This window comes from Streptomyces sp. NPDC060064, from assembly GCF_042736455.1.
In the GTDB taxonomy this organism is placed as follows: Bacteria; Actinomycetota; Actinomycetes; order Streptomycetales; family Streptomycetaceae; genus Streptomyces.
Genome location: NZ_JBHWWF010000010.1, coordinates 177550 through 200009, shown reverse-complemented (window position 1 = coordinate 200009; position 22460 = coordinate 177550). Strand labels below are relative to the sequence as shown.

Below are 22460 nucleotides of genomic sequence, written 5' to 3'. Positions count from 1 at the left end.
GAGCCATGTCCCAGGTACCCCCTGCCCAGAATCAGGCCGCCGAGAGTGACGAACAACTGCTCTCCGAAGCGGTCTCCGAAGCGGACTCCGACCAGGCCTTCGACCCGGCGTACGACTACGACGTCGTCGTCGTCGGCTCGGGCTTCGGCGGTTCGGTCACCGCGCTGCGGCTGACCGAGAAGGGCTACCGGGTCGGGGTCCTGGAGGCGGGCCGCCGCTTCACCCGCGAGACCCTGCCCAAGAATTCCTGGGACATCAAGAACTATCTGTGGGCGCCCCCGCTCGGCCTGTACGGGATCCAGCGCGTGCATCTGCTCGGCAAGGTGATGGTGCTGGCGGGCGCGGGTGTCGGCGGCGGCTCGCTCAACTACGCCAACACGCTGTACGTACCGCCCGCTCCCTTCTTCGAGGACCCGCAGTGGAAGGACATCACTGACTGGCAGGAGGAGCTGTCGCCGTACTACGACCAGGCCAAGCGGATGCTGGGCGTACGGCTCAACCCGACGATGACCCCCTCCGACGTACATCTCAAGGCGACGGCGCAGGCGATGGGTGTCGGCGACAGCTTCCACATGGCCCCGGTCGGCGTCTTCTTCGGCGACGGCGAGGACGCCGACGGTACGTCGAAGGCCGGTCCGGGCTCGACGGTTGAGGACCCGTACTTCGGGGGCGCGGGCCCGTCGCGCAAGGCGTGCACCGAGTGCGGCGAGTGCATGACGGGCTGCCGGCACGGCGCGAAGAACACCCTCAACGAGAACTACCTCTACCTGGCCGAGAAGGCCGGGGCCGTCATCCACCCGATGACGACGGTCGCCTCGATCAGCGAGGACCCGGAGGGCGGCTTCCACGTCACGACGGTCCCGACGGACGCCCGCAAGAAGGCCGAGCCGAAGCTGCTGAGGGCCGGGCGCGTGGTCGTGGCGGCGGGCACGTACGGCACCCAGACCCTGCTGCACACCATGAAGGACCAGGGCCTGCTGCCGCATATCTCGGACCGGCTCGGCGAGCTGACCCGTACCAACTCCGAGGCGATCGTCGGCGCCCAGACCGACAACCGCCGCTACCGCAAGCGGCATGGCGTGGACAAGGTCGACTTCACACGCGGAGTGGCTATCACGTCCTCGGTCCACCCCGACGAGAACACCCATATCGAGCCGGTCCGCTACGGCAGGGGCTCGAACGCGATGGGTGCGATGACGATCCTCCAGGTTCCCTACAGTGCGCGGGCGCGGGTCGCCGGCTGGTTCGGCAATATGGCCAGGCACCCCTGGCTCGCGGCTCGCGCGCTCTCCAACCGCCGCTGGTCGGAGCGGACCATCATCGGGCTGGTCATGCAGTCGCTGGACAACTCGCTGACCACGTACCGCAAGCCGGGCGGCATCGGAAAGGGCCTGCTCACCGCCCGCCAGGGCCACGGCGCACCGAACCCGAACCAGATCCCCGAGGCGACGCGCGCGGCCTCGCTGCTCGCCGAGGAGATCAACGGCTTCGCGGGGTCCAACATCGGCGAGCTGATGGGCACCCCGCTGACGGCCCACTTCCTGGGCGGCTGCCCGATCGGCGCCTCGGCAGAGGAAGGCGTCATCGATCCGTACCACCGGCTCTACGGCCACCCGGGCATCTCGGTCGTCGACGGCGCGGCGGTCTCGGCGAACCTCGGTGTGAACCCGTCCCTGACCATTACGGCGCAGGCCGAGCGGGCGATGTCGTTCTGGCCCAACAAGGGCGAGGAGGACCCGCGTCCGGAACAGGGCGCGGCATACGAACGCCTGGCGGCGGTCGCGCCGAAGTCACCGGCGGTCCCGGAGGAGGCGTTCGGCGCGCTGAAGCTGCCGTTCCTGGGCATCCCGGCGGTCCCGCCGAAGAAGTGACCCGGCCTCCGTACGTCGTACGAAGGCCGGAGGTACGAAGGTCGGAACGCGCGAAGGCCGCTGCACCCCCCTCCGAGTGCAGCGGCCTTCTGGCGTGTGGGCCCGGTGTTACGCGGTGGCGTCGCCGCTGCGGCGGCGCTTCATCGCGAAGACGACACCGGCACCGGCGACGATGGCGATGCCACCGGCGATACCGACGGTCGGCAGCATGGAGCTGGAACCGGTCTCGGCGAGGTTGCCGGTGACCGGGATCTCCTTGGAGCCACCCTGCGGCTTGACGTCCTTCGGCTTCTCACCGCTCGGCTTGGCGTCGTCGACGTCGCCCGCGTTGCTGCCGGCCTTGAGAACGTCGAACTCGTAGAACTCGCTGTCCTCGAAGCAGTCGTCGCCCTTGTCGTAACCGCCGGCGGCGAGGGCGATGCCCTTGCCCGCAGGGGCCGCCTTGTCGATGCGAACGCGCAGCTTGATCGAGCGCTTCTCGGCCTTCTTGAGGTCGATCACGTCGAAGTAGAAGCCGTTGTTCATTCCGGAGAGGTTGCCGCCCGCCTTCCACTCACCGGACGACTTGTCGAAGTACTCGAAGTGCGCGTACTTCTCGATCAGGCGGTCCTGCTCGCCGCCGATCAGGTCGTCCTCGTACGAGGCGAAGGTGAAGAGACCGAAGTTCTCGATCTTCTCCTTGCTGTTGTTCTTGACGTCCAGGCTGAACTTCTTCCAGCCGCCGCCCGCGACGATCTTGTTCGGGAAGCCGGCGAGCTTCACGTCGACCGCGGACGCCTTGCACTCGAAGTCCGGGTCCTCGTCGCCCTCGCCCGGCTCGCTCGCGGTGGCGCTCGGCGTCGCGGCGGCCGAGCTCGCGGGGGTGCTCGGCGTCGCGGCGGGCGAGCTCGGGGTGTTGACCGGCGCGCTCGGCGTCGTGGCCGGGGTGCTGCTCGGCGCCTGCGACGGGGCGCTCGGCGACTCCGACTGGGTGGTGCTCGCCGTCTCGGTCGGCGTCGGCGACGGGTCCGCGAACGCGGCCGGAGCCGACAGGAGCGCGGCGGGTGCTATGACAGCGGTCGCTGCAGCGACGGCCATAGCGCGGCGAAGCTTCATTAAGACCTCAGTGAAGTCCGGCGTACCGCATGACGCGGCACGGAGTCTGGAGGGCCTACCGAGGTGGGGGTACACGGGTGAGGCCGTTGTTTCGCATGCATGACCTGTGACCAGGGTGAATGGTTGCCCTGGGACTCACAGAATCTTTATGTGACAGCCGTCACAAGCAACCTTCTCCTCCTGGCCCGGGTCGAACTCGTCGTGCCTTCCGTTCCCTTGCCGTCCCGCGGCAACTTCAGCACCCAGTGATGAGAGTCCCGATGAGACGTTTTGGCTTCGCTGCCTTCGCCGCGGTCTGCCTTGTGACACTGGCCCTGGGCGCAGCCGCGTGTTCGGGCGCAGGCGGCGACGGCGCAGGGAGCGCCGCACCCACGCCGTCTTCGTCATCGTCATCGCCGTCGACAACGCCGACGACCGCGCTCCCGACGCCGTCCGTGAGTCTTTCGCCCGGCAGCGATACGACCGCTACCCCCAAGACGAAGGCCGTGCCCGGCCTGACGGCGAAGCCGCGCAGGACGAAGGCGCCGGGCGGTCGGAGCAGCGGCGGCGGGCAGGCGTCGGCGTCGGCTGTGCCGCAGAATCCCAACCGCGGCTCCAACCCACCACCCGCGCCGCCGGCCCCCGAGCCGACGGCGGAGTGGAGCGACGCCAACTGGAAGCCGGGAGACCCGAACGCGACGAGGTAGCCCCGCGCGGGACAAGCAAGGGCCCCGCGGATGCATGATCCGCGGGGCCCTTGGCGGTCAGCACCGACGTCAGGGCAGCGCCGGTGCCGAGGTGCGGCGCCGGGGGGTAGCGCCGCGTGGGGAGGGTCGCCGACCCGGCGCACTTGGGGCGCACGAGTGGTATCGACCTTTGGCAATATGGCTGCGCAGAGTGGGGACGCGCTTGTCCTGCATCGTGCTGGACGGGCTGCGGCCTGCGCAACCGTTTCGACCGGATGCGGTCGGCCCCGGGCGTCCCCGGAGCCGACCGCCCTTGGGGTGACCGGGCTGCTGTCCCCTGCCGACCGGTCACGCGCGCTGGGGCGAGGTCCCACGACGTACTTGCAGTACGTCACACGCCCCAGCGGAGCCACGCGTGGTTTCCTTCATGACCCGCCCCTGGCTGGCACGGATATCGGTACCAACGAAGCCCCGGCGCGTGCAGTCACGCGCCGTACGGGTGAGAGTGCGCCCGAACTCAGGTCCGTGCGCGGATGTCTGCGCAGGCTCGGACACGGCCTCAGATCCGGCCCCGGCAGAGCTCGAGCAGCGTCATCGCGAGCGCCGTTCCCGGCTTTCCGAGCGCGTCGCGGAAATGGCCGAGAACCTCCATTTCGCGCGACAGACTCACCCGGCGGCCGCCGGAGGAGATCCGGGCTTCCTGGATGACGGCCGAGACGGCCATCCGTTCCTGGATCAGCCCGATGATCCGGTCGTCGAGCGTGTCGATGCGGCTGCGGGCGTCGCCGATGAGGGAAGCGGCCTCGTCGGTACGGGCTCCGGTGTCGGTGGTGACGGTCATGTGGGGCTCCTCGTCGGGGTCGGTGCCCCGGAGCGGCAAGGCCCGGAAATGACAGAACGCCCCGGGCCTTGTCGGCCCGGGGCGCCTGGGAAGTTGCTTGTCAGTGGCTCAAGCAGCTCGACCATGGCAGCCGGACGGGCCGGTGCCATAGGTAAAGACGAAGGTCAGCTGCTTGTGCATGGGTGGAGTATGGACCTCCCGCCGTCCGCGGCCAAAACCGGGTTCGGATGGTGAGACGAAAAGCGGGTCCGCCACGCCGGTAGAATCGACAAATACCGACCCCCTCCCACCGCCGGAAGGCCGCCACCCGTGCCAGCAGCACCCTCCGCCGCCCCCGACAGCAACGCTCCGGACGTCGTCCTCGTTGTTGACTTCGGCGCGCAGTACGCACAGCTCATCGCCCGCCGCGTCCGTGAGGCCCGGGTCTACAGCGAGATTGTCCCGTCCACGATGCCCGTGGCCGAGATGCTGGCCAAGAACCCGAGGGCGATCATCCTCTCCGGCGGCCCGTCCTCCGTGTACGCGGAAGGCGCCCCGCGCCTCGACCGCGCGATCTTCGAGGCCGGGGTCCCCGTCTTCGGCATGTGCTACGGCTTCCAGCTGATGGCCACGACGCTCGGCGGGACCGTCGACAACACGGGAGCGCGTGAGTACGGCCGTACGCCGCTGCATGTCTCCAAGACCGGCTCGACGCTCTTCGAGGGCACCCCGGCCGAGCAGCCGGTGTGGATGTCGCACGGCGACGCCTGCTCCGCCGCGCCGGAGGGCTTCACGGTCACCGCGTCCACGGACGTGGTGCCGGTCGCGGCCTTCGAGAACGACGAGAAGAAGCTGTACGGCGTCCAGCACCACCCCGAGGTGATGCACTCTACGTACGGCCAGCAGGTCCTGGAGCACTTCCTCTACCGTGGCGCCGGCATCGAGCCGAACTGGACCACCGGCAATGTCATCGAGGAGCAGGTCTCGGCGATCCGCGAGCAGGTCGGCACCAAGCGCGCCATCTGCGGTCTGTCCGGCGGCGTGGACTCCGCGGTCGCCGCTGCGCTCGTGCAGAAGGCCATCGGATCCCAGCTGACCTGCGTCTACGTCGACCACGGCCTGATGCGCAAGGGCGAGACGGAGCAGGTCGAGAAGGACTTCGTCGCGGCGACCGGCGTGCAGCTGAAGGTCGTCGACGCGCAGGAGCGGTTCCTCAAGGCGCTGGCCGGCGTGTCCGACCCCGAGGAGAAGCGCAAGATCATCGGGCGCGAGTTCATCCGGGTCTTCGAGCAGGCGCAGGCCGAGATCATCGCCGAGGCCGCGCATGGCGAGGACGTCGCCTTCCTCGTGCAGGGCACGCTCTACCCGGACGTGGTCGAGTCCGGCGGCGGCACCGGCACCGCCAACATCAAGTCCCACCACAATGTCGGCGGCCTGCCCGAGGACCTCGAGTTCGAGCTCGTCGAGCCGCTGCGCAAGCTGTTCAAGGACGAGGTCCGGATGGTCGGCCAGGAGCTCGGCCTGCCGGACGAGATCGTCCAGCGCCAGCCCTTCCCGGGCCCGGGCCTGGGCATCCGTATCGTCGGCGAGGTCACCAAGGACCGCCTCGACCTGCTGCGCGAGGCGGACGCGATCGCCCGCGAGGAGCTGACGGCGGCCGGTCTGGACCGTGACATCTGGCAGTGCCCGGTGGTGCTGCTCGCCGATGTGCGCTCCGTGGGCGTACAGGGCGACGGCCGCACCTACGGCCACCCGATCGTGCTCCGGCCCGTCTCGTCCGAGGACGCGATGACGGCGGACTGGACGCGGATGCCGTACGACGTGCTGGCGAAGATCTCGACCCGTATCACCAACGAGGTGGCGGACGTGAACCGTGTGGTGCTGGATGTGACCTCCAAGCCGCCGGGCACCATCGAGTGGGAGTAGCCCTCTCTGCAGGGTCAACGCCGACGCCGTCGCTCATTCGTTTGAGTGGCGGCGTTGTCGTATGGGCTGGGTACGCTGACCGTACGGCCCAGAATCCCGTCCATGGGAGGAACCATGACCGCTGAGATCGCGCACCCCTGGCCGGTGCCGCCGCAGGACGGTTACACCGTGGACGACCTGCTGACGCTGCCCGACCTCCCGCCGCACACGGAGTTGATCGACGGGAGCCTGGTTTTCGTGAGTCCGCAGCGGTATTTCCACAGCATCGTGATCGATCTGCTGGTGAACAGCCTGCGTCGCACTGTGCCGCCCGAGTTGAGGGTCGCTCGGGAGATGACTGTGGTGATCGACAAGCGCAACGGTCCGGAGCCGGACGTCTCTGTCGTACGCGCCGCGTCGGTGCGGAACCGGGGTCAGACACACTTCCAGGTCAGGGATGTGCTGCTCGCGGTCGAGGTGGTCTCCCCGGACTCCGAATCTCGCGATCACGACACCAAGCCGCACAAGTACGCCGCCGCAGGCATCCCGTACTTCTGGCGAGTCGAGATGGCCGGGGTGGACGACCATCCAGTCGTCCATGTCTTCGAGCTCGACAAGGAGACGCGCGCGTACACGCCGACCGGAACGTACCGGGACACGCTCAAGCTCTCCGTCCCGTTCGACATCGACATCGACCTCGCGGACATCAACAACCTCTAGCCCTTCTCCGACTTCTCCAGCTCGAAGTCGTCGAAGTGGAACCCGGGCGCCACGATGCAGGTGACCAGGACCGGTTCGGCACCTGCCGGGTCCGCCGACTGCCAGGTGCCCGCCGGGACCAGGAGCTGGGGCTGTTCGCCGGATTCGACCAAGGGACCCAGGGGCAGGGTCGTGACTTCGCCCGGCTCGCTGCCCGTGCCGCCGAGGTGCAGATTCAGCGGGCCGCCCCGGTGCCAGAGCCAGAGTTCGTCGGAGCGTACGCGGTGCCAGCGCGAGCTCTCGCCGGGGTGGAGCAGGAAGTAGATACCGGTCGCGTACGCGCGCGGGTCGGGGTAGCCCGGCGGTGTCGTCGAGCCGGCCGTCTTCCAGGTCTCCTTGAACCAGCCGCCCTCGATGTGCTTCTCGAGGCCGAGGAGAGAGACCAGCGGGGATGTCGGTTCGGTCATGGGCGCATTCTCGTGGAAGCCGTGCGAGGCGCGTGAAGTCTCTGGTCAGTTGCGGTACCCGAAGGTAGCTTCCCAGCCATGACTGAGACGCCCGCTCCGATCCCCGTCGAGCAGCTGCGGTTCGCCATGCCGCCCGTGCATGAGTCCGTCGTGGACGAGCGGGCGTACCGGAAGGAGCGGCTCGCCGGGGCCCTGCGGCTGTTCGGGCGTTTCGGGTACGAGGACGGGGTGTCCGGTCACATCACCGCACGGGACCCGGAGTTCACCGACTGCTTCTGGGTGAATCCCTTCGGCGTGCCGTTCGCGCATGTCGCCGCCGGTGATCTGATCCTCGTGAACGAGGAGGGGCAGGTCGTCGTGGGGCGGCACCACGTCAACCAGGCCGCGTTCGCCGTACACGCCCAGGTGCACCGCGCCCGGCCCGAGATCGTCGCCGTCGCGCACACCCACTCCGTACACGGGCGGGCACTGTCCGCGCTCGGCGAGCTGATCGAGCCGATCACCCAGGAAGCCTGCGGTTTCTACGAGGACCACGCCCTGGTCGACAAGTACACCGGAGTGGTCGTCGACGAGGAGGAGGGGCGGCGGATCGCCGATGCCCTCGGTGCGTACAAGGCCGTCGTCCTGCGCAACCACGGGCTGCTGACCGTAGGCGACTCGGTGGACGCGGCAGCCTGGTGGTTCATCTCCATGGAGCGCTGCGCGCAGGTTCAGCTCGCGGCGCGGGCGGCGGGCAAGCCCGTGCTGATCGAGCACCGGGACGCGGTCGCCACGCGCGAGCAGCTCGGCACCGATCTGGTCGCATGGATCAACTACCAGCCCCTGTGGCGGCAGATCAGCCGGGCCGAGCCCGACCTCATGCAATAGGGAGTGGTCAACCGGGCAATAGCGGATTCACCCGCTGTGGCCTCGGGCGCCGCGGCAGGCGCCCCTTCCGTACGGCACAATTCCCAGCAATCAAAGGGAAGTTCAGTCGGTGCGGGGCGGGGAAGGCGGCGTCGGTCGTGGCGGTGCAAGAAGCGGGACAGTGCGACGAATGTACGCACGGAGCGCGCGAAGGGCATCGGCGGGCAGTGGCAGCCTTCCTCGCCAAGCGGGACGAGCTGGCCACCGGGCAGGGATTACCGGTCGCTCTCTCGCACTCGCCGGTCGCCTCGCGCCAGTGGGTGTCGGACGAGCTGACGCAGTCGGCGCGCACCGTCGCCGATCGCAGCCGTGAGGCGGGCGAGGCCTGGCTCCACCTGGTCTGGTGCCGCACGCTGTTGGTCGTATGGGCCGGCCTCGCGGTCCTGGCGCTGGGGCAGACGGTGACCGCGATCGGCGCGGGCTGGACGGGCGCGCGTACGGCAGGGTTGCTCGCCGCGCTCACCGTCGGTGGGCTGCTGACCGGCGCGGCACGGCTGCACCGGTTGCGTGGCGGGCTTCTCGCGCCGCTGATCGGCGAGGACAACCGCCTCTCGACCTCGCGCGCGGTCGCCACGGCATGGGTGCTGCTCGCAGTCTTCGCCGTCCTTGTGCTGGCCCTCCAGCTGGCGTTGGCCTCGTCCGCCGCCCACCGGGACGCGCTGATCGAAGGGCTCGACCTGGCCCGCGGCGCAGGCATGCTCTCCGTCCTCGCGCTCGTGTGCGCGATCGCCGTCGTCGTACGCCGCGTGGTCGCCGTACGCGTCCTCGGCAAGCGGCTGCAGAAGGTGCGTGCCGACCGCCCGAGGCCGGCCGATCTGCTCTGTGACGACGCCGGCCGCGGCAGCTTCGCGGATGTGCAGTACGTGCTGGTGAGCGCCGCCGCGGTGATCTTCGCGTTGGTTCGGCTCGCCCGCCGGCCCGAGCAGCTGCCCGACCTGCCGTGGGGGCTCGCGCTGCTGGTCGCGGTCTCGGCGATGACGTACTTCGCCGGGAAGCACGCGGAAGGAGGCCGGCCCGTCGTGTTCGCGGTCGTCCGGGCCCGTGAGGCCGGGGACCTGGACGCCCCGATCCGTACCGGCGACGACATCGAGATCCGCGGCGCCGGTTTCGTACCGCCGGGCGCCGGGGCCCCCGACCGGCTCGCCCGTATGGTCGTACGCATCGGCGCCGTCCATGTCCATGTCCCGCTGATCCCGGTCACCGGTGGTTTCGCCAACCCGACCGACACGGTGCTCACCGTGCCGGTCCCGGCGGAGGTCGAGCCCGGGCGGGTGGATGTGCAGGTGGTGACGGCATCGGGAGCGGAGAGCAACCGCTGCGCCATCGAGGTGACGGACTGACCGACGGGCAGGCTGTTGTCACAGAGTGAGCCGCACGTCTGGTGAGCCGCGCGGCTTCGTCGTACGTATGGTCAGTTGACGGGTCAACCGAAGGTGGGACCAGCGATGACACACACATATCGGACGACAGCGACCTACGGCACGGTCGACGGAGGCGGCGGACGCGGCGGCTGGCGGGAGCGGGCGGGACACTACGCCCTCCTGCCGCTGCGGATCTTCCTCGGCGTGACCTTCATCTATGCGGGCATCGACAAGCTCATGGACAGTCAGTTCATGGCGGCGAGCGGAGCCGGTTCCGTCGGCGACCTCATGCGCAGCGTGCGCGACACCTCCGCCGTGCCCGCCCTTGTCGATCTGGCGCTCAAGAACCCCGAGGGTTTCGGCTACGCCATCGCCTTCGGTGAGCTCGCCGTCGGCATCGGCACCCTCGTCGGACTGCTGGCCCGGCTGGCCGCGCTCGGCGGGGCGCTCATCTCGCTGAGCCTGTGGCTGACCGTGAGCTGGCAGACCGAGCCGTACTACTACGGCAACGACCTCGCCTATCTGATGGCCTGGCTGCCGTTGGTGCTGGCCGGGGCTCCGTTCCTCTCGCTCGACGCGCTGTTGGCCAAACGGCGGCGCCGGATGCCGTAGTACGTCAGGCTCACCGCCCCGGCCAGGAACAGACCGCCGAAAACGACCGGGAACACCACATAGAACGGTGTCTGCCAGGAGCCGGCCGCATCGCCCGCGTACAGCAGCGCTGCGGCCAGCACGGCGAGACCCGCGACCAGCTTGCCCGGCCGGAAATCGTGCCGGAGTTCACGACGCGGCACGGGTCACCTCCACCTGTCCGATGCCCACTTCGAGATCCAGATCCAGTGTGCCGGTCGGCTTCGCGCCGGCGGGCGGGGGCAGCGTCTGCCGCCGTTCCTGATCGGGTGAGACGTCGATGTCGTTCGCCGCGTCGTCGGGCAGACGGATATCGCCGAGGCCCGCCTGAGCCCACAGCTTCACCGTCGCGTTCTTCGGTACCACCACCTTGAGCTGACCCGCCGCGACCTCGGCCCTCGTCGACACCGTCCGACCCGCGGGGACGGCGAGAGAGGACAGGTCGAGCGTCGCGACTCCCGAGCCGAGCTCGTAGCTCGGCTGGACGGCGGCGACCGAGGCCGGCTTCCACTGCGTACGTGTCCACTCGGTGGTGATGTCCTTGGGCAGCGCCGCGGCTCCCGCCAGCAGTGCCGCCGTGATCACCGTCAGCATGATCGTTCCGAAGCCGGTTCGGCCGAGCAGCGAGCTGACCAGCAGACCCATCCCGAATACCGCCAGCGCGCAGACGAGCCCGATCTGCAGGCTCGTGCCCAGCGGTTGGCTGTCCCAGCTGGTCCCGGTGCCGAGCCCGCCCGCGAGGAGCGCGAGAAGGAAGACGGTGCCGCCGATTCCGCGCGGCCCGCGCACATACGCGGGAGCCGCGTTCGGCCGGCGCAGGCGCGGCGCCCCGGTTTCCGCCACCGCGCTCTCCGGACCCCACAGATAGCCGGTCGGCACCAGCCCCGTCGTGCCGTCCTTGACGATCGGGTCGCGCCACCACGAGGGCCTGTCGGTCACGGGCGGCGCCTTCGTCTCGGGCGGCGCCTCGGCCACCGCATGCGCCGTCGCCGCATCCAGCGGTACACCGTCGGGCGCGGTGAGACGGCGGCGCTGCGACCACACGGCGGCGCCCGCGACCGCGAGGGAAAGCAGCGCGGCGAAAGCGAGCGTCCCGCCGTTGCTCAGCATGGAGAGGAACACCCCGCAGCCGATGAGAGCGAGGAGTACGGCGGTGAGGGAAGCGCCGTCGACCCGGCCGGACAGCAGCCGGCGCGCCTCGTTCTCCTCCTCGTCCTCGAACGGGATCAGCAGCCAGGCGAAGCCGTAGAAGATCAGGCCGATGCCGCCGGTCACGGAGAGCACACCGATGACGATCCGGAATATCACCGGGTCGATGTCGCAGTACCGGCCGAGCCCGCCGCAGACACCGGCCACGACTTTCTGGCGGGGCGTGCGGCGCAACTGCTGCACCTCGGGCGGCGCCGGAGCGGGCTGCGCCTCCGGCTGCGCGTCGTGCGGCGCCGCCGGTGGTGGGGTCGGCTGAGTCATACGTACATGGTGACGGGCGCCGCGCTGTGATGGCACCCGCGCCGACCCTGGCCCTTCCCTGATATCGCACCCGGCTTTCAGGGTCGGTTTAAGGGACGACCCTGATACCGCGGCCTGTCCTTACATGTGACGATCGGGGCATGCCAGTCGCCTCGCCCCGACCCGCCGGTCCCTCCCGCGCCCCCGTGCCGGAGGAGCAGCCGATGCGCAAGCTGTACCGCAGCGCCGACGGCCGGATGCTCGGCGGCGTGGCGCGTGGGCTGGCCGGTCATCTGGGACTGCCGGTCATCTGGGTACGACTCGTCTTCCTCGGCCTCTTCATGGCCGACGGCCTCGGTGTGCTGCTGTACGCCGTCTTCTGGATCGTCGTACCCCTCGGCGTCGGCGGCAGGACCGCAGAGCCGCGCTCCGTCTTCGAGACCACGCCCGACGGCCGGCGGCGGCTGCGCAAGCCCGACAAGGGCCAGCTCTTCGCGATGGTCGCGCTGCTGGTCGGCGCCGCGGTCTTCGCCGGCAATGTCGAGATGGGCAGCAGCGCCAACCGCTATGTCTGGCCGATACTGCTGATCGGCGCCGGTGTGGTGCTGGTGTGGCGCCAGGCGGACAACGCCCGCCGCGCCCGCTGGGCCACACTGTCGACGGACAGCCGGCGCCGTCGGCTGCTGCAGCTGGGCCGGGCGCTCGCCGGTGTGGCGCTGGTCGGCATGGGCCTGACCGTCTTCATGGTGGTCCGCGGCTCGGCGGCCCAGCTCGGCAACGTACTGACCGCCGCGATCGCCGTCATCGCCGGTGTCGCTCTACTCGCGGGGCCGTGGCTGGTACGGATGACGCAGGACCTCTCGGAGGAACGGACCATGCGCATCCGGGCCCAGGAGCGTGCCGAAGTTGCAGCCCACGTCCATGACTCCGTACTGCACACCCTCACCCTGATACAGCGGAACGCCGACGACGGCGGCGAAGTGCGCCGCCTCGCCCGCGCTCAGGAGCGCGAGCTGCGGAACTGGCTCTACAAGCCGGAGGGGACGGGCAAGGACGAGGACGAGGAGCCGGACACGCTCGCCGAGGCGGTGAAGAAGGCCGCCGCCGAGGTGGAGGACAAGCACGGGGTCCCGCTGGAGGTCGTGGTAGTCGGCGACTGCCCGCTCGACGAGAAACTGTCCGCACAGATGCAGGCCGCGCGTGAGGCGATGGTCAATGCGGCCAAGTACGGTGGCGAGGGGGGCGCTGTCCAGGTCTACGCGGAGGTCGAGGGCCGTACGGTCTTCGTGTCCGTACGGGACAGGGGACCGGGATTCGATCCGGATTCGGTGCCCCAGGACCGGATGGGCGTAAGAGAATCGATCATCGGCCGGATGCAGCGCCACGGCGGAACGGCGCGACTGCGCTCGGTTCCCGACGGGGGCACCGAGGTCGAGCTGGAGATGGAGAGGGCGGGCGAATGACCGAGACCGAGGCTGCTGGAGAGACCACCGAGCGGCGTGTACGGGTCGTGCTCGTCGACGACCACCGGATGTTCCGTACCGGAGTGCAGGCCGAGATCGGCCAGACCGACCGCACCGGCGTCGAGGTGGTCGGCGAGGCCGCCGACGTCGACCAGGCACTCACCGTGATCACGGCGACCCGTCCCGAGGTCGTCCTGCTGGATGTGCATCTGCCGGGCGGCGGCGGGGTGGAGGTGCTGCGCCGCTGCGCCTCGCTGATGGCGGCCGCGGAGCATCCCGTACGGTTCCTGGCGCTGTCCGTGTCCGACGCGGCCGAGGATGTGATCGGGGTGATCCGGGGCGGAGCCCGCGGCTATGTCACCAAGACGATCACGGGCACGGATCTGGTCGACTCGATCTTCCGGGTGCAGGAGGGCGACGCGGTCTTCTCGCCGCGGCTCGCGGGCTTCGTGCTCGACGCGTTCGCCTCGACGGACGCACCGCCGGTGGACGAGGACCTCGATCGGCTCACTCAGCGGGAACGGGAAGTCCTGCGGCTGATCGCGCGGGGTTACGCGTACAAGGAAATCGCGAAGCAGCTGTTCATCTCGGTGAAGACGGTGGAGTCGCATGTGTCGGCGGTCCTGAGGAAGCTTCAGCTCTCGAATCGGCACGAACTGACCCGATGGGCGACCGCCCGACGTCTCGTCTAGTCTCCGTTGTGAGGTAACTGGTACATAGGCGGGCAACCAGTTGCGCCGAGTTCACCTCTTGTTTTGCGTGATGAATTTGACGGGGCACACCTTCTTCTTGATCACGATCGTCCTGGTCGTGATCGCCGTCCTGCTGCCGCTGCTGCTGTGGAGCCGGCTGCGCGGTCCCGCTGTGGTGCGGGGCGCCGGGCGGTTGTTCATGGTGCTCTTCGCACAGGCCACCGCCGTGCTCGTGGTCTTCGTGGCAGTGAACAACGCCAACGGTCTCTACGACAGCTGGGACGATCTGCTCGGCACGACCGACCATGTCGACTCGGCGATCGACCTCGGACCGAGCGGCACCGGCGGCAGGCAGATCTCCTCGCTGCCCAAGGTTCCGCTGAAGTTCGAGAAGGTCGACGACCCTCAGCTCGGCAGCGGCTTGCTGCGCACCTCGCTCAAGGGCTCCATATCGGGAGTGTCGGGCGAGGTGTACGTCTGGCTGCCTCCGCAGTACAACGATCCCGCGTACCGCAACAAGAAGTTCCCGGCCGTCGAGGTGCTCTCCGGCTTCCCCGGTACGTCGAAGAGCTGGTTCAAGGCACTGAAGTTCCAGAACAAGGTCCAGCCGCTGATCGAGTCGGGCAAGGTCGCGCCCTTCATCCTGGTCTCGCCGCGGACCATGCTGCTCGGCAAGTCCGACGCCGGGTACGCGAACATACCGGGCGAGGTCAACGCGGACAGCTGGCTGACCGTCGACGTACGCAAGGTGGTCACCGACAACTTCCGGGTCTCCCCGAACCCGGAGAACTGGGCCATCGCCGGCTACTCGGCAGGCGGGCACGGCGCCGCCAAACTGGCCCTGGCCCACCCCGACCGCTTCAGCGCCGCCGTCAGTTTCTCCGGGTACAACGACCCGGCCGTCGAGCGCGGCTCGCTGACGGGCGCGGACCCGAAGCTGCGGCACGAGAACGACGTCCTGAACATCCTGAAGTCGGCGAAGAAGCCGCCGCGTGTGTCGCTGCTGGCGATGGGCGAGGGCGCGGACGGCTATGAGCCGGGGCTCGCGCTGAGGCGTGTGGCCAAGCCGCCGACGCAGGTGGATGTACGGCAGACGTGGGGCGGGCATCTGCCGGTGGTGTGGAGCAGGGAGCTGCCTTACGCGTTCGAGTGGCTGACGCGGCAGATGCAGCTGCTGCACCGGGGCGGCGTGGACGCCGGGGCGCCTCGGGGCGGCGGAGGGCCCAGCGTTGGCGGGGTGTCCCATGAAGCCCAGGACGGTCAGGCGCCCGACAACGGCCAGGCGGCAGCCGGTGGCGGCCTGCTGGAGTGACAGCGGTGGCCTGTGGGGAATGACAGCGGTTTGGCCTGCTGACGTGGGAGCGGTGACCCGCCGGAGTGACAGCGGTGGCCTGCTGACGGTGAGAGCGGTGACCGCGCCGGAGTGACAGCGGTGACCTACTGGAGTGACAGCGGTGACCTACTGGAGTGACATATCGGTCTTGTCGCCGACCCGCCGGTAGCCGATCCCCGCGTAGATCCGCTCGATGTCCGCGTCGCCCGGCTCCAGCCAGACGATGCGGCAGCCCCGATCGAAGGCGGCGGCCGTCAGATACGCGGACAGGGCCGCGCCGATGCCGCGGCGGCGGTGCGAGGAGGCGACCGCCAGGCCGCACAGCTCGCTCAGTCCGTCGGCCGGGACGGAGCAGCCGCCCGCGGCGACCGGTGTGCCGTCCTTGTCGTCCCTGGCGAGGCCGGCGACTCCGCCGCCCTCGTTGGCCCCGCGCAGCCAGGCGATTTCGCCGTCGGTCGGGTCCCCCGATTCGCCGTACGCGAGATGCTGCACGCCCGCCGCGGCGGTGTACCCGGCCTCGTCGGAGGGCTCGGTGAGGGTGACTCCGTCGACCGGCGCCGGGGTTATGAGGGATTCGGGCGTGCAGGCCAGCAGTGGTGCGCGGCGCTCGACCGTGAAGCCGGCCGTGAGCAGAGCGGGCTCGACCTCGGGCGCGCACGACGGCAGGAACTCCAGGCGTGGCTGCCGGTCGCGCTCGTGGAAGACGGCGATCAGAGCGTTGACCTCTTCGGTGGTCGGCTCCGCGCCATGGTCGGGGATGGCGTAATTGGCCGGTGGGATCGCCCAGTTGGGGTTGTAGCGCACGGTGAAGGGGCCGACGCGGACGTGATCGGGCGAGCGGAGCGTGAGCGTGCGTACGTAGTTCTGGACGTCGACGTCCACGGGGGCTCCTGCCGCGATCGGGATCTTGGGACGCCGGGGATGGTGTCACTTCCGTACGCGGCCGGCAACCGGTTTGCGAGCGGTTCGCGGTCCCTCCGGCGGCGCGGGCTCTGCGGCGGCTACACGGGGCGGGCGGCACCCGCGAAGGGCATCTGGTCGATGGGCGCGACGCGGACGGGGGCGCCCGGACGGGGTGCGTGGATCATCTGGCCGCCGCCGATGTAGAGGCCGACATGGGAGATGCCTGAGTAGAAGAACACCAGGTCGCCAGGGGCGAGTTGAGAGAGGGACACGCGTTCGCCGGTGTTGATCTGGGTGTAGGTGGTGCGGGGCAGCGAGACGCCGGCGGAGCGCCAGGCGGCCTGTGTGAGACCGGAGCAGTCGTACGAGCCCGGGCCCGTCGCACCCCATACGTAGGGCTTGCCGAGTGCTCCGTACGCGTACGCGACGGCTTGCGCGGCACGGGAATTGGGGGCCCGGAGCGAGCCGCGCGGGACGGCGGAGCGGTCGGCGCGGGCATCCGTCGCTCCACCCGTACCGCCGTACGCGGAGTTGTACGCCGCGCGCTGCTCGGCGGTCATCCGGGTCAGCAGACGCTCGGCGGCGGCGAGCTTCTCCCGGACGGTGGACTTGTGCTTCGCCAACTCGGTCTGCCGGGCCTCGAGAGCTCTCATCCGCTCGTCGGCCCGCGCCTTCAACCGTGCGATCTCCACCAGCTGTTGGTGTACGCCGGTGATCGCGTCCGCGTGCCGCTCGCCGACTCGCTCGGCGAGCGCGGCGCGCTCCAGATACTGGTCGGGGTCGGAAGTGAGCGCGAGCTGCAGGCCGGGGTCGATACCGCCGGCGCGGTACTGGGCGGTGGCGATCGAACCGAGCGCGTTCCGCGAGGTGTTGAGCCGCTCGGTCCTGCGCCCGGCCTCGTCGCGCAGCGCGTCCAGTGACTCGCGCGCCCTGGCGGTCTGCTCCTTGGCCGCGTTGTACTTCTCGGTGGCGGCCTCCGCCTGCTGGTACAGCTTGTCGACCTTGGCCTTGATCTGTGCGGGGCTGAGGCGGGGCTCGGCGTGCCCGGCGCCTTCGAATGCGGTGGCGGTCGCTGCGCCGGCGAGCGCGAGAGTGGCGGCGGTGCGGGCGGCGGGCCCGGTGAGCGGATGCTGCTTGGGTTTCCGGTGCGCTGCCACGAGGGCGTCCACGTCCTTCCGTTCCCTGCCGGTCCGAGTCGGAGTCCGACGACGGACCGCACAGGGGGAGCGGCCCGCCGCCGGATCTCTCGGCGGTGGTGACTGACGGCCGCCCGGGAACTCGGCGGCGGTGGGGAGTCGGTCACCTGAGGGAGGACGCTAAACCTGGGGGTCACGGGAAAGAGGCGTAAGGACCGATGTTGGCCAAAGGTGGACATGAGGGTGCGCCTTGTGAGAGCCCTGCCCATGGTGCCGGACCGCATTTCCGTACCGGAGTGACCGATGAGGCGAACGAGGCCCACCTGCCCGGAGAGCGGTGGTATGGGGGCGGTTAGGCTCCGCCTCATGGACGTACTCATCAATGTCTTCGTCGCCCTGCACATCATCGGCATCGCGTCGCTGCTCGGCGGCTTCCTCACTCAGATGAAGGCGATAGGCGCGGGAGAGGCACGCTTCATTCCGGCGATGCTGCACGGCGCGCTGACGATGCTGGTCACAGGCGTGGTGCTGGTGGGCCTCAACCAGGCGGACGACCAGGCGGTGAACAACCTCAAGATCGGCATCAAGCTGGCGGTGCTGATCGTGATCCTGGGCCTGGTGTATGTGAAGCGGGACGAGGAGAAGGTGGAGAAGGGGCTGTTCGGGGCGGTGGGCGGACTGACGGTCGCGAACATCTTCATCGCCACGCTCTGGACGTGAGAACGCCGCTCCCGATGTGAGAGCGGCGTTCTCCGTACGTGGCACGTCTTCCGTACGTGGTCTGCCGTACGTGGTCTGCCGTCCGTGGCCTTCCGTACGTGGCCTTCCGTGCTGGGAACGCCCGGGCGCGGTCGGGTCCGGGCGTTCCACTTGTTCCGCTGTGCCGGTTGTTCCGCTATGCCGGACGCACGCTGCCGTAGATCGGCATGTAGTAGATCGACTCCTCGCGGACGTTCGCGCCGGGCTTGGGCGCGTGGATCATCTTGCCGTCGCCGATGTAGATGCCGACGTGGCTGATGTCGTCGTAGAAGAAGACCAGGTCGCCCGGGAGCAGATCCTTTGTCGCGATCCGCGTGCCGACCTTCACCTGGTCCCAGGTGGTGCGCGGCAGATCCACGCCGGCCGCCTTCCAGGCGGCCTGGGTCAGTCCCGAGCAGTCGTACGAGCTCGGGCCCGTGGCGCCCCAGACGTACGGCTTGCCCATCTGCGAGCGGGCGAACGAGAGGACCTTGTCGGCCTTGGCCGCGTACGCACCGCCGCTGGAGCCGGTGCCTGTGCCCGTACCTGTGCCCGTGCCGGTGTCGCCGCCCGGCTGCTGCGCCTGCTCCCGGCGCCTGCGCTCCGCCTCCGCGTCGGCGCGGGCCTTCGCCTCCTCCTTGGCCTTGGCCTCGGCCTTGCGACGCGCCACTTCCTCCTTCTCGCGCTCGATCGCCGCGAGCCGCGCCTTCTCCTCGGCGGTCAGCTTCGACAGCAGCGAACGCGCCTCGCTCAGCTTCGCCTGGACTTCCTGCTTGCTGGTGCGCAGCGCCTTCTGGGAGTCCGTGAGCGACTCGAGGCTCTTCGTCGCCTCCGCTCGCTGCTTGGCGGCTGCGGCCCGCTGGGTCTCGTAGTCGTCGATGACGGTGCGCTGACGGTCGGTCATCCGGTCCATCAGCTGTGTCTGGTCGAAGTACGCCTGCGGGCTGTCCGCGAGCAGCAGGGCGGCGGTCGGGGTGACCGCGCCCGTGCGGTACTGCGCGGCCGCGTAGTTGCCGAGCGTGCGCCGGGACTCGTTCAGCTTGTCCGTGCGCTTCGCGGCGTCGTCGAGCAACTGGTCGACCTCGCGCCGCTTCTCATCGGTGGATTCCTTGGCCTTGTTGTACTTCTCGGTCGCGGTGCCGGCCTGCCGGTACAGGTCGTCGACCTTCTTCTGCACCTCCTCGACGGAGGGCTTCGGCTCGGTGGGCGCGGCGTTGGCGCTCTGCGTGGACAGCAGGGTGACGGAGGCGAGGGCAGCCGTCGTGAACCCGACGGCGGGGGAGTTGGTGCGTAGTCCTGCCATTCCGGCAATTCCGGTACGGGTACGCGGTTTGCGATGCGACGCCAAGGCCGGCATCTCCTTCTTCCGTGGACCGCCTACCGGGTTAGCTGTCGGGTTCGGGCGGAACGGAAGGTCGCCCTACGGACCGAGGGGGGAACGGTCCGATTCACCCCAGGTTGTGCATGGTGGGTCCCCGGTTCCGAACTCCCGTGAAGAGAGCTCGAATTCGGCGCAGGCCGCCCGATTCGGCGCGAGTCGCCAGGGGGGTACGGGCCGCCTGATCGAGCACGCTAGCCAACTCGTGTGGTTGCTGTGAAGGTTGATGTTCGATATGTCCGATACATTTTCGTGACCTTCGCGGCTGAGTGAGGAGTCGCTCACGGGCCGACGCCGCCCGACAGCGCAGCGGAGCGGCCCGATCGCGCAGCGTCGTCGGGCTCCTCGTCGGTCTCGTCGCCCGAGTCGCTGCCCGAGTCGCTGCCCGAGTCGCGCCGGATCCGCTGTCGGAGTCGTATCGCAATGCGGCCGCGGGCTGTCAGTGCGGCGGCCTAGACTCGTAGAGCGATGAGCAGCCTCTTTGACGACAGCTTCCTGGCGGACCTCCAGCCCAGCGCGGAGCAGCACCCGCCACCGCCCGAGGACTCGGCCCCGGAAGAGATCCCGGACGATCTCTTCCAGGGTGCATTCGACGTGCCTCCGGCCCGGGACCCGTACTACCGCGACGGCGCCCCGCGCACCGTCGTGGACCCCGCCGCCCTGCTCGAGGGGCTGAACGAGCAGCAGCGTGCCGCCGTTGTGCACACCGGGTCGCCGCTGCTCATCGTGGCCGGCGCCGGGTCCGGCAAGACCCGGGTGCTGACCCACCGGATCGCGCATCTGCTGGGGACCCGCAGCGTGCACCCCGGCCAGATACTGGCGATCACCTTCACCAACAAGGCCGCCGGCGAGATGAAGGAACGCGTCGAGCAGCTCGTCGGGCCGCGCGCCAACGCCATGTGGGTCATGACCTTCCACAGCGCGTGCGTCCGCATCCTGCGCCGGGAGTCCAAGAAGCTCGGCTTCACCTCGTCGTTCTCGATCTACGACGCCGCCGACTCCAAGCGACTGATGGCACTGGTCTGCCGCGATCTGGACCTCGACCCCAAGAAGTTCCCGCCGAAGTCCTTCAGCGCGAAGATCTCGAACCTGAAGAACGAGCTGATCGACGAGGAGACCTTCGCCGACCAGGCCGTCGACGGTTTCGAGAAGACGCTCGCCGAGGCCTACCGCATGTACCAGGCGAGGCTGCGCGAGGCCAATGCCCTGGACTTCGACGACATCATCATGACCACCGTCCACCTCCTCCAGGCCTTCCCGGACGTCGCCGAGCACTACCAGCGGCGCTTCCGGCACGTCCTGGTGGACGAGTACCAGGACACCAATCACGCTCAGTACACGCTCGTACGCGAGCTGGTGGGGACGGGCTACGAGGACCTGCCGCCGGCCGAGCTCTGCGTGGTCGGCGACGCCGATCAGTCGATCTACGCCTTCCGCGGCGCGACCATCCGTAACATCCTCCAGTTCGAGGAGGACTACCCGGACGCGACGACGATCCTGCTCGAGCAGAACTACCGCTCGACGCAGACGATCCTCTCCGCCGCCAACGCCGTCATCGAGCGGAACGAAAGCCGCCGGCCCAAGAACCTCTGGACCAACGCCGGCGCCGGCGCGCAGATCACGGGCTATGTCGCGGACACCGAGCACGACGAGGCGCAGTTCGTTGCCGACGAGATCGACCGGCTGACGGACGCGGGCGACGCGAAGGCCGGCGACGTCGCCGTCTTCTACCGTACGAACGCCCAGTCCCGTGTCTTCGAAGAGATCTTCATCCGGGTCGGGCTGCCGTACAAGGTCGTCGGCGGAGTGCGCTTCTACGAGCGCAAGGAGGTCCGGGACGTCCTCGCCTATCTGCGGGTCCTCGCCAACCCCGAGGACAATGTCCCGTTGCGCCGGATCCTCAATGTCCCCAAACGGGGTATCGGCGACCGCGCGGAGGCGATGATCGACGCGCTCGCGCTGCGCGAGAAGATCACTTTCCCGCAGGCGCTGCGCCGCGTGGACGAGGCGTACGGCATGGCGGCCCGCTCCGCCAACGCCGTGAAGCGCTTCAACGTGCTCATGGAGGAGCTGCGTACCGTCGTCGACTCGGGCGCGGGTCCGGCGGTGGTGCTGGAGGCCGTCCTCGAGCGGACCGGATATCTCGCCGAGCTGCAGGCGTCCACCGACCCGCAGGACGAGACCCGTATCGAGAACCTTCAGGAACTGGCCGCCGTGGCGCTCGAGTTCGAGCAGGAGCGCGGCGAGGAGGACGGCGCGGGCACGCTCGCCGAGTTCTTGGAGAAGGTGGCGCTCGTCGCCGACTCCGACCAGATCCCGGACGAGGACGCGGACGGATCCGGTGTCATCACGCTGATGACGCTGCACACCGCCAAGGGCCTGGAATTCCCTGTGGTGTTCCTGACCGGCATGGAGGACGGCGTTTTCCCGCATATGCGTGCCCTCGGCCAGGCGAAGGAGCTGGAGGAGGAGCGACGGCTGGCGTACGTCGGCATCACGCGCGCCCGCGAGCGCCTCTATCTGACGCGGTCGTCGATGCGCAGCGCGTGGGGTCAGCCCTCGTACAACCCGCCGTCGCGGTTCCTGGAGGAGATCCCGGGCCGCCACCTGGAGTGGAAGCGGACGGGCCCGATGGCCGCGCCCGCCGGTCCGACGTCCGGCATCGCCTCGTCGCTGTCGTCGTCGCGCTCACGGTCGGGCGGCGGTGCTTCGGGATTCGCCACGCGGCGTACGAGCGACAAGCCGGTGATCGCGCTGGTCGTCGGCGACAGGGTCACGCACGACCAGTTCGGTCTGGGGACCGTGGTGGAGGTGACGGGGTTGGGGGCGGACGCACAGGCGACGATCGATTTCGGGGACACCAAGCCGAAGCGGCTGCTGCTGCGTTACGCGCCGGTCGAGAAGCTGTAGCGGGCTTCGTCGTTACATCGCCTCGGCGGGTCGTCGCCT

Annotated in this window: 19 protein-coding genes and 1 riboswitch; of the genes, 12 read left to right on the top strand and 7 right to left on the bottom strand. The window is 69.4% G+C overall.

Translation table 11 applies throughout. The features are described from left to right. Positions 1–5: 5 nt before the first annotated feature. Positions 6–1871, top strand: a complete 1866-nt coding sequence (locus ACFWDI_RS14990) for a GMC oxidoreductase (RefSeq protein ID WP_385304056.1) — start codon at positions 6–8, stop codon at positions 1869–1871. A 108-nt stretch (positions 1872–1979) separates the two neighbouring features. On the opposite strand, the gene ACFWDI_RS14985 is transcribed toward ACFWDI_RS14990, so the two are convergent. Continuing rightward, complete coding sequence (locus tag ACFWDI_RS14985) at positions 1980–2948, bottom strand: LPXTG cell wall anchor domain-containing protein (RefSeq protein ID WP_385304054.1); 969 nt, start codon at positions 2946–2948, stop codon at positions 1980–1982. A 346-nt stretch (positions 2949–3294) separates the two neighbouring features. Here ACFWDI_RS14985 and ACFWDI_RS14980 point away from each other — a divergent pair, with 346 nt between their 5' ends. Then, positions 3295–3690 (top strand): hypothetical protein, encoded by a 396-nt coding sequence (locus ACFWDI_RS14980; RefSeq protein ID WP_385304052.1) that lies wholly within the window; start codon positions 3295–3297, stop codon positions 3688–3690. 500 nt (positions 3691–4190) lie between these two features. On the opposite strand, the gene ACFWDI_RS14975 is transcribed toward ACFWDI_RS14980, so the two are convergent. Beyond that, the gene (locus tag ACFWDI_RS14975) at positions 4191–4472 is read right to left on the bottom strand and encodes a chorismate mutase (protein ID WP_385304049.1); all 282 of its coding nucleotides are present in this window, start codon (positions 4470–4472) and stop codon (positions 4191–4193) included. Positions 4473–4781: 309 nt separating this feature from the next. Here ACFWDI_RS14975 and guaA point away from each other — a divergent pair, with 309 nt between their 5' ends. Together guaA and ACFWDI_RS14965 are read left to right on the top strand one after the other, a co-directional pair. Beyond that, positions 4782–6377: a glutamine-hydrolyzing GMP synthase gene (gene guaA / locus ACFWDI_RS14970; RefSeq protein ID WP_385304047.1), complete on the top strand. Its 1596-nt coding sequence runs from the start codon at positions 4782–4784 to the stop codon at positions 6375–6377. A 114-nt stretch (positions 6378–6491) separates the two neighbouring features. After that, a complete protein-coding gene (locus tag ACFWDI_RS14965; RefSeq protein WP_385304045.1) occupies positions 6492–7076 on the top strand; it encodes a Uma2 family endonuclease in 585 nt (194 codons plus the stop codon). Here ACFWDI_RS14965 and ACFWDI_RS14960 read toward each other — a convergent pair. Further along, positions 7073–7522, bottom strand: a complete 450-nt coding sequence (locus ACFWDI_RS14960) for a cupin domain-containing protein (protein ID WP_385304042.1) — start codon at positions 7520–7522, stop codon at positions 7073–7075. The two genes, ACFWDI_RS14965 and ACFWDI_RS14960, sit on opposite strands and share 4 nt — an antisense overlap. 78 nt (positions 7523–7600) lie before the next feature. Between ACFWDI_RS14960 and ACFWDI_RS14955 the strand changes: the two genes are divergently transcribed. The 3 genes from ACFWDI_RS14955 to ACFWDI_RS14945 all read left to right on the top strand — a co-directional run bounded on the left by ACFWDI_RS14955 (position 7601) and on the right by ACFWDI_RS14945 (position 10401). After that, entirely contained in the window at positions 7601–8389 is a 789-nt protein-coding gene (locus ACFWDI_RS14955; protein WP_385304040.1) for a class II aldolase/adducin family protein, read from the top strand. Positions 8390–8595: 206 nt separating this feature from the next. After that, positions 8596–9768: a hypothetical protein gene (locus ACFWDI_RS14950; protein WP_385304038.1), complete on the top strand. Its 1173-nt coding sequence runs from the start codon at positions 8596–8598 to the stop codon at positions 9766–9768. A 105-nt stretch (positions 9769–9873) separates the two neighbouring features. After that, positions 9874–10401, top strand: coding sequence for a DoxX family protein (locus ACFWDI_RS14945; protein ID WP_385304036.1), 528 nt, complete (start codon positions 9874–9876; stop codon positions 10399–10401). Between the two features lie 168 nt (positions 10402–10569). On the opposite strand, the gene ACFWDI_RS14940 is transcribed toward ACFWDI_RS14945, so the two are convergent. Then, positions 10570–11889, bottom strand: coding sequence for a PspC domain-containing protein (locus ACFWDI_RS14940; RefSeq protein ID WP_385304033.1), 1320 nt, complete (start codon positions 11887–11889; stop codon positions 10570–10572). Between the two features lie 140 nt (positions 11890–12029). On the opposite strand from ACFWDI_RS14940, the gene ACFWDI_RS14935 reads away from it, so the two are divergent. The 3 genes from ACFWDI_RS14935 (at position 12030) to ACFWDI_RS14925 (ending at position 15335) form a co-directional block, all read left to right on the top strand. Further along, entirely contained in the window at positions 12030–13331 is a 1302-nt protein-coding gene (locus ACFWDI_RS14935; RefSeq protein ID WP_385304032.1) for a PspC domain-containing protein, read from the top strand. Beyond that, positions 13328–14023 carry a LuxR C-terminal-related transcriptional regulator gene (locus ACFWDI_RS14930; protein ID WP_385304029.1) on the top strand — a complete coding sequence of 232 codons (696 nt, stop codon included), beginning with the start codon at positions 13328–13330 and terminating at the stop codon, positions 14021–14023. Before ACFWDI_RS14935 ends, ACFWDI_RS14930 begins: the two co-directional genes overlap by 4 nt. Positions 14024–14120: 97 nt before the next feature. Next, complete coding sequence (locus ACFWDI_RS14925) at positions 14121–15335, top strand: alpha/beta hydrolase (protein ID WP_385304026.1); 1215 nt, start codon at positions 14121–14123, stop codon at positions 15333–15335. Between the two features lie 147 nt (positions 15336–15482). Here the strand turns inward: ACFWDI_RS14925 and ACFWDI_RS14920 are convergent, their stop codons facing one another. After that, a complete protein-coding gene (locus ACFWDI_RS14920) occupies positions 15483–16238 on the bottom strand; it encodes a GNAT family N-acetyltransferase (RefSeq protein WP_385304024.1) in 756 nt (251 codons plus the stop codon). A 119-nt stretch (positions 16239–16357) separates the two neighbouring features. Further along, positions 16358–17428, bottom strand: a complete 1071-nt coding sequence (locus ACFWDI_RS14915) for an NlpC/P60 family protein (protein WP_385304021.1) — start codon at positions 17426–17428, stop codon at positions 16358–16360. Positions 17429–17761: 333 nt separating this feature from the next. Here ACFWDI_RS14915 and ACFWDI_RS14910 point away from each other — a divergent pair, with 333 nt between their 5' ends. Next, positions 17762–18115 (top strand): hypothetical protein, encoded by a 354-nt coding sequence (locus ACFWDI_RS14910; RefSeq protein ID WP_385304020.1) that lies wholly within the window; start codon positions 17762–17764, stop codon positions 18113–18115. A gap of 175 nt (positions 18116–18290) precedes the next feature. On the opposite strand, the gene ACFWDI_RS14905 is transcribed toward ACFWDI_RS14910, so the two are convergent. Continuing rightward, entirely contained in the window at positions 18291–19490 is a 1200-nt protein-coding gene (locus ACFWDI_RS14905; RefSeq protein ID WP_385304019.1) for an NlpC/P60 family protein, read from the bottom strand. A gap of 2 nt (positions 19491–19492) precedes the next feature. After that, positions 19493–19657, bottom strand: a riboswitch (cyclic di-AMP (ydaO/yuaA leader). A gap of 322 nt (positions 19658–19979) precedes the next feature. On the opposite strand from ACFWDI_RS14905, the gene pcrA reads away from it, so the two are divergent. Continuing rightward, positions 19980–22421 carry a DNA helicase PcrA gene (gene pcrA / locus ACFWDI_RS14900; RefSeq protein WP_385304017.1) on the top strand — a complete coding sequence of 814 codons (2442 nt, stop codon included), beginning with the start codon at positions 19980–19982 and terminating at the stop codon, positions 22419–22421. The last annotated feature ends 39 nt before the right edge of the window (positions 22422–22460 follow it).

Excerpts from the sequence above, each read along its gene's own strand:
- ACFWDI_RS14990 (WP_385304056.1), top strand. The coding sequence starts at position 6 with ATGTCCCAGGTACCCCCTGCCCAGAATCAGGCCGCCGAGAGTGACGAA.
- ACFWDI_RS14935 (WP_385304032.1), top strand. The coding sequence starts at position 12,030 with ATGCCAGTCGCCTCGCCCCGACCCGCCGGTCCCTCCCGCGCCCCCGTG.
- ACFWDI_RS14960 (WP_385304042.1), bottom strand. The coding sequence starts at position 7,522 with ATGACCGAACCGACATCCCCGCTGGTCTCTCTCCTCGGCCTCGAGAAG.
- ACFWDI_RS14955 (WP_385304040.1), top strand. The coding sequence starts at position 7,601 with ATGACTGAGACGCCCGCTCCGATCCCCGTCGAGCAGCTGCGGTTCGCC.
- ACFWDI_RS14930 (WP_385304029.1), top strand. The coding sequence starts at position 13,328 with ATGACCGAGACCGAGGCTGCTGGAGAGACCACCGAGCGGCGTGTACGG.
- ACFWDI_RS14985 (WP_385304054.1), bottom strand. The coding sequence starts at position 2,948 with ATGGCCGTCGCTGCAGCGACCGCTGTCATAGCACCCGCCGCGCTCCTG.
- ACFWDI_RS14910 (WP_385304020.1), top strand. The coding sequence starts at position 17,762 with ATGGACGTACTCATCAATGTCTTCGTCGCCCTGCACATCATCGGCATC.
- ACFWDI_RS14975 (WP_385304049.1), bottom strand. The coding sequence starts at position 4,472 with ATGACCGTCACCACCGACACCGGAGCCCGTACCGACGAGGCCGCTTCC.
- ACFWDI_RS14965 (WP_385304045.1), top strand. The coding sequence starts at position 6,492 with ATGACCGCTGAGATCGCGCACCCCTGGCCGGTGCCGCCGCAGGACGGT.
- pcrA (WP_385304017.1), top strand. The coding sequence starts at position 19,980 with ATGAGCAGCCTCTTTGACGACAGCTTCCTGGCGGACCTCCAGCCCAGC.
- ACFWDI_RS14945 (WP_385304036.1), top strand. The coding sequence starts at position 9,874 with ATGACACACACATATCGGACGACAGCGACCTACGGCACGGTCGACGGA.
- ACFWDI_RS14940 (WP_385304033.1), bottom strand. The coding sequence starts at position 11,889 with ATGACTCAGCCGACCCCACCACCGGCGGCGCCGCACGACGCGCAGCCG.
- ACFWDI_RS14905 (WP_385304019.1), bottom strand. The coding sequence starts at position 19,490 with ATGCCGGCCTTGGCGTCGCATCGCAAACCGCGTACCCGTACCGGAATT.